This is a genomic window from Corallococcus sp. CA047B, from assembly GCF_003612065.1.
In the GTDB taxonomy this organism is placed as follows: Bacteria; Myxococcota; Myxococcia; order Myxococcales; family Myxococcaceae; genus Corallococcus; species Corallococcus praedator.
The window spans coordinates 1-5,064 of sequence record NZ_RAWD01000486.1 but is presented as its reverse complement, the minus strand read 5'-3'; the positions used below and the strand labels follow the sequence as shown (position 1 = coordinate 5,064).

General features: G+C 70.8%; 6 protein-coding genes. 1 reads left to right on the top strand and 5 read right to left on the bottom strand.

Annotated features, from left to right (window positions below):
- The 4 genes from D7X74_RS39505 to D7X74_RS39490 form a co-directional block, all read right to left on the bottom strand.
- A partial coding sequence (locus tag D7X74_RS39505; RefSeq protein WP_199741999.1) for a LamB/YcsF family protein occupies positions 1-388 on the bottom strand: 388 nt, incomplete at its 3' end.
- Between the two features lie 27 nt (positions 389-415).
- Positions 416-1,108, bottom strand: a complete 693-nt coding sequence (locus tag D7X74_RS39500; RefSeq protein WP_120538105.1) for a histidine phosphatase family protein — start codon at positions 1,106-1,108, stop codon at positions 416-418.
- Positions 1,108-2,181 (bottom strand): phosphotransferase family protein, encoded by a 1,074-nt coding sequence (locus D7X74_RS39495; protein ID WP_120538104.1) that lies wholly within the window; start codon positions 2,179-2,181, stop codon positions 1,108-1,110. Before D7X74_RS39495 ends, D7X74_RS39500 begins: the two co-directional genes overlap by 1 nt.
- Positions 2,182-2,183: 2 nt before the next feature.
- On the bottom strand, positions 2,184-3,422 hold the full coding sequence (locus D7X74_RS39490) for an acyl-CoA dehydrogenase family protein (RefSeq protein ID WP_120538103.1): 1,239 nt from the start codon (positions 3,420-3,422) through the stop codon (positions 2,184-2,186).
- Between the two features lie 60 nt (positions 3,423-3,482).
- Between D7X74_RS39490 and D7X74_RS39485 the strand changes: the two genes are divergently transcribed.
- Positions 3,483-4,457 carry a LysR family transcriptional regulator gene (locus D7X74_RS39485; RefSeq protein WP_120538102.1) on the top strand — a complete coding sequence of 325 codons (975 nt, stop codon included), beginning with the start codon at positions 3,483-3,485 and terminating at the stop codon, positions 4,455-4,457.
- Here D7X74_RS39485 and D7X74_RS39480 read toward each other — a convergent pair.
- Positions 4,416-5,064: TetR/AcrR family transcriptional regulator (locus tag D7X74_RS39480; protein ID WP_147446859.1), on the bottom strand; the 649-nt coding region annotated here is incomplete at its 5' end. The two genes, D7X74_RS39485 and D7X74_RS39480, sit on opposite strands and share 42 nt — an antisense overlap.

Below are 5,064 nucleotides of genomic sequence, written 5' to 3'. Positions count from 1 at the left end.
CCACCACGCCCTCCACCACCGCCCGCGCCAGCTCGGGGGACTTGTTGGCCGAGTGGTACAGCGCGCCATGGGGCTTCGCGTGCCGCACCGGCACACCGCGCTCGCGGGCCAGCGACACCAACCGCGCGCACTGCTCCGCCACCTGCGCGCGCAGCACCTCCGGGGCCACGTCCAGGGCCTTGCGGCCAAAGCCCTCGCGGTCCACGAAGGACGGATGCGCGCCCGCCAGGGTGCCATGGCGCTCGCACAGCGCCAGGGCCCGCCGCATGGAGTCCGCATCGCCCGCGTGCCCGCCGCAGGCGATGTTCGCCAGGTGGGCCAGCGCGTAGAGCTGTTCGTCCTCCCCGGGCAGCTCCCCCAGGTCGATGTTGAGCAGGCACCGCGTCATGGGCCCACGCTACGCGAGCCCCGCCCGTCAGCGGTAGGTGATGAGCGCCCGGTGCACGCCCTCGAAGTGGCCGTGCTCGTTGAGGGTGGACAGATAGCGGCCCCGTTCGCTGTAGATCACCTTGGTGACCCCACAGTTGGCGAGCGTCCAGTTCGTCCGGAACGCATGCGCGTCCGGGATGCCCAGCAGGTCCTGGCTGATGGCCGTGATGGGACCGCCGGAGGTGAACACCAGCGCCGTCTTCGACGCCCCCAGCGAGGCAATCAGCGCGTCCATCGCCTCCAGGCAGCGCACCTTGAAGGCGGACCAGGACTCCTTGTACTCGCCGTCGTGCCCCCCCGCGACCCAGCGCGCGACGGACTGGGTGAACAGCTCCTGGTAGGCGCGGCGCGGGTCCTTCGCGGTGAGCAGCTCCTCGCGCAGCACGGTCCGGTCCGCGTAGCGCGGCGTGTGTCGCTCCACGACCTCCTCGTGGTCGAACTCGTTGAAGCCCGCCACCCGCCGGGGCTCCAACGCCTGTCCGAGCAGCTGGAGGCACGCGTCCGCCGTCTCGCGGTGACGCAGCATCGTGCCCGTCACCACCGCGTCCACGTTCGCCAGGCGCGAGCGCAGGGACGCCCCGAGCACGCGCGCCTGCTCCAGGCCGACGTCCGACAGCTTGTCGTAGTCCGCCGCGCCGAAGGACGCCTGCCCATGGCGTACCAGATAGACGACACCCATCAGCCCCCCGCCTTCTTGATGAGCTGCCGGCAGCGGAACGCGAGGTAGTTCGCGATGAGCCAGTAGTTCTTGAACGCCGGATTGCGCGTCTGCTTGTGGTGATAGCGGTAGTAGATCTGCTGGACGATGACCGCGAGCCGGAAGACGCCGTAGACCTCGTAGAAGGTCCAGTTGGCGGGCTTCAGGCCGGTGCGCTCCAGGTAGTAGGCCACCACCTCCTCGCGCCGCAGCATGCCGGGCAGGTCGGTGGGCTGCCGGCGCGTGGCGCGCAGGAACAGGTTGTCATCCGCGTGGACCCAGTAGGCCAGCGTGTTGCCCAGGTCCATCAGCGGGTCGCCCAGTGTGGCCATCTCCCAGTCGAGCACCCCGATGACCTCCGAGGGGTTCTCCGGACTGAGCACCACGTTGTCGAAGCGCCAGTCGTTGTGGATGACGCACGTGGCGATGTCCTGGGGCACGTTCGCCGCCAGCCAGTCGCGCACGTACTTCATCCGGGGCACGTTCCAGGTGCGCGCCTTCTCGTAGCGGTCGGACCAGCCGGAGATCTGTCGCTGCGGATAACCCGGCCCCTTGCCCAGCGACGTGAGCCCCACCGCCTGCGCATCCACGCCGTGCAGCGCGATGAGCTTGTCGATGACGTTGAGGCACAGCTGGCGCGTCTGGGCCTTGTCCAGGTTGAGCCCCCGGGGCAGGTGCTTGCGCGGGATGAGGCCGGGGATGCGCTCCATCACGTAGAACTCCGCGCCCATCACGGCCGGATCCTGGCACAGGCCCACCATGGTGGGCACCACCGGGTACGCGGGCTTCAGCGCCTGCTGCACCGTGTACTCGCGCGACATGTCGTGCGCGGACTTCGCCTTGGTGCCCGCGGGCGGCCTGCGCAGGATGAGGTCGCGGTTCTCGTACTTCAGGCGGTAGGTCCAGTTGGACGCGCCGCCCGTGTACTGGGTGATCTCCGGCGTGCCCACGAGTGACGGCACCTGGGCCTTGAGCCACGCGTCCACGGCGGGCACGTCCAGCGCCTCGCCGGAGCGCACGGCCTTGCCTTCATCCAGGGGAACAGGGGAGGCCATGATCAGCTCCCCCGGGAGAAGCCGCGCTTCGCGAGCTCGATGCGGGTGATGACGCCCTTGTGCACCTCGTCCGGGCCGTCCGCGATGCGCAGGCTGCGCGCCTGGGCGAAGAAGCCCGCGAGCGGCGTGTCGCGCGACACGCCCGCGCCGCCGTGCAACTGGATGGCGTCGTCCACCACCTTCTGGAGCACGTTGGGCGCCACGACCTTGATGGCGGAGATCTCCGTCATCGCGCCCATCGCGCCCACTTCGTCCAGCTTCCACGCCGCGTACAGCGTGAGCAGGCGGGCCTGGTCGATGGCGATGCGCGCCTCCGCCACGCGCTCGCGGTTGCCGCCCAGGTTGAGCAGCGGCTTGCCGAACGCGCTGCGGCCCATGCCCCGGTCGATCATCAGCTCCAGGGCCCGCTCCGACGCGCCGATGCAGCGCATGCAGTGGTGGATGCGGCCCGGCCCCAGGCGGCCCTGCGCGATTTCAAAGCCCATGCCCGGCCCGGAGATGAGGGCGGAGCGGGGCAGCCGCACGTCGTGGAAGTGCACCTCGCCGTGGCCGTGCGGGGCGTCATGGTCCCCGTACACCGGCAGCATGCGGATGATCTCCACGCCCGGCGCGTCCAGGGGGACGAGCACCATGGAGTGCTGGTGGTGGCGGTCCGCGCCCGTCTCCGGCGTGCGGCCCATGAAGATGGCCACCTTCGCGTTGGGGTGTCCCAGGCCGCTGGACCACCACTTCTTGCCATTGAGCACCACATCGTCGCCATCCAGCACGGCGGTGGCCTGCATGTTGGTGGCGTCCGACGACGCGGCGTCCGGCTCCGTCATGCAGAACACGGAGCGGATGTCGCCCGCGAGCAGGGGCTTCAGCCACTGCTCCTGCTGCTCCGGGGACCCGTAGCGCCAGAGCACCTCCATGTTGCCGGTGTCCGGGGCGCTGCAGTTGAAGACCTCCGGGGCCATGAAGCTGCGGCCCATCTGCTCCGCGAGCAGCGCGTACTCCAGCGTGCTCAATCCCGCGCCCAGCTTCGCGTCCGGGAGGAAGAGGTTCCACAGCCCTTCCGCCTTCGCGCGGGCCTTGAGCTCCACCATCACGGGCGGCACCTTCCACTGGCGCCAGTCTCCGCCGGCCTCCATCGCGTGCAGGGCCTTCAGGTAGGCACCCTCCACCGGCTCGATGTGCTCGGTCATGAAGCGCTTCACGCGCTCCAGGTATTCGGTCGTCCTGGCGGAGGGCTGGAAGTCCATGCGCGGCATCCTGCGCCCCGCCGGGTTGATGAAGCCACTGAATGTTGGTCATGTGTTCTCATGAACCGTGTTCAGGATTCAGCGGTCCGCCCGGCGCTCGACCTCAACCTCTTCCGCGTGTTCGACGTGGTGTTGCGCGAGCGCAACCTGGCGCGCGCCGCGGACGTGCTGTTCCTGAGTCCCTCCGCCGTGAGCCACGCGCTGGCCCGCCTGCGCGAGCAACTGGGTGAGCCGCTCTTCGTCCGGGAAGGCCGGGGCGTGGCACCCACGGCGCTGGCGGAGCGACTGGCCCCTGGCATCCAGGACGCGCTCGCGCTCCTGCAGCAGGCGGTGCACCGCACCCGGCACTTCGAACCGGCGCGCGACGTGCTCCATGTGGCGCTGGCGATGAACGAAGTGCTGGAGCCATCCCTGCTGCCCGCGTGGGTGGAGCGCCTGCGCGGCCGGGCCCCGGAGGCCCGAGTCACCAGCGTGCGGTTGGAGCGCACGCGGCTGGAGCGCGACCTCGCGTCGGGGCGGTTGGATCTGGCCATCGACGTGGCACAGCCCACGGGTCCGGACCTGCGGCACGCGGTGCTCCTGCGAGATGAGCTGTGCGTGGTGGCGGCCCGGCGTCGCAGGTTGACCCCGGCCACTTACCTCTCCGCGCACCACGTCGCCGTGTCTTCCCGGCGCACGGGCCTGCCCTTCGAGGATCTGGTGCTGGGCCGGTTGGGGCACCAGCGCGACGTGGCCGTGCGCTGTCAGCACTACGAGGCCGCCTGCCGCATCGTCGCGGGTTCGGACCTGCTGCTCACGATGCCCCGGCGTCACGCGGAGGGACTCAACGCGGGGCTCGGCAACCACCTGCTGGCCGTGCCGCTGGCGCTGCCGCCCGTGGACCTGCACCTGTACTGGCACCGGCAGGTGGATGAGGACCCGAAGAGCCGCTGGCTGCGCGCGGAGCTGCTCGCTCTGAGCGGGGAGGTGGTGCGTCCTGCCCGGAAGCGGCGCTCAGCCGGGGGGCGTTCGCGGAGTCCGGCGCGCGCGCGGTGACGGTGTCCCACGGCGGCCCTGGGCCCGGGGCTTGCGCGCGGGCGGTCGGGGCGCGGCCGGCGGTTCGATGCTCGCGAGGATGATGCGGCGCAGGAGCGCGTACACCGGCAGCGGGTCGAAGTTCTTGTCGAGCTGGTGGTACAGCGACAGCGCGTCCACGCACGCCTTGAGGATGATGGCGTAGTGCAGGTCCTCGGCGGCGGGGGCTGCCTCGTGTCCGACGCGGTAGTGCGCCACTGTGCGGGCGATCTCGGTGTCCCCCTGGCGCAGCAGCTCCGCGACGGCGGGCGTCAGCTCCCGGTTTCGCAGCCCCAGCGCGAACAGCTCGTAGCGCAGCCGGCAACTGTCCGGCGCGTCCGTGGCCAGCTTCTCACCCCACGCGAAGGCGGTCTCCGCCAGCGCCTCCACCGGGGTCTGCGCGCGCAGCCGCTGCAGCTCCGTCATGTATTGCCGGCTGGCCTCCTGCGTGACGGCCAGGAGCAGCGCGTCCTTGCTGCCGAAGTAGTAGTGCACCAGCCCCTGGTTCACCCCCGCCTCGCGCGCCACCTCCTTCACCGTCGTGGCGTCGTAGCCCCGCTCCGCCAGGACACGGCGGCCCGCGGTGATG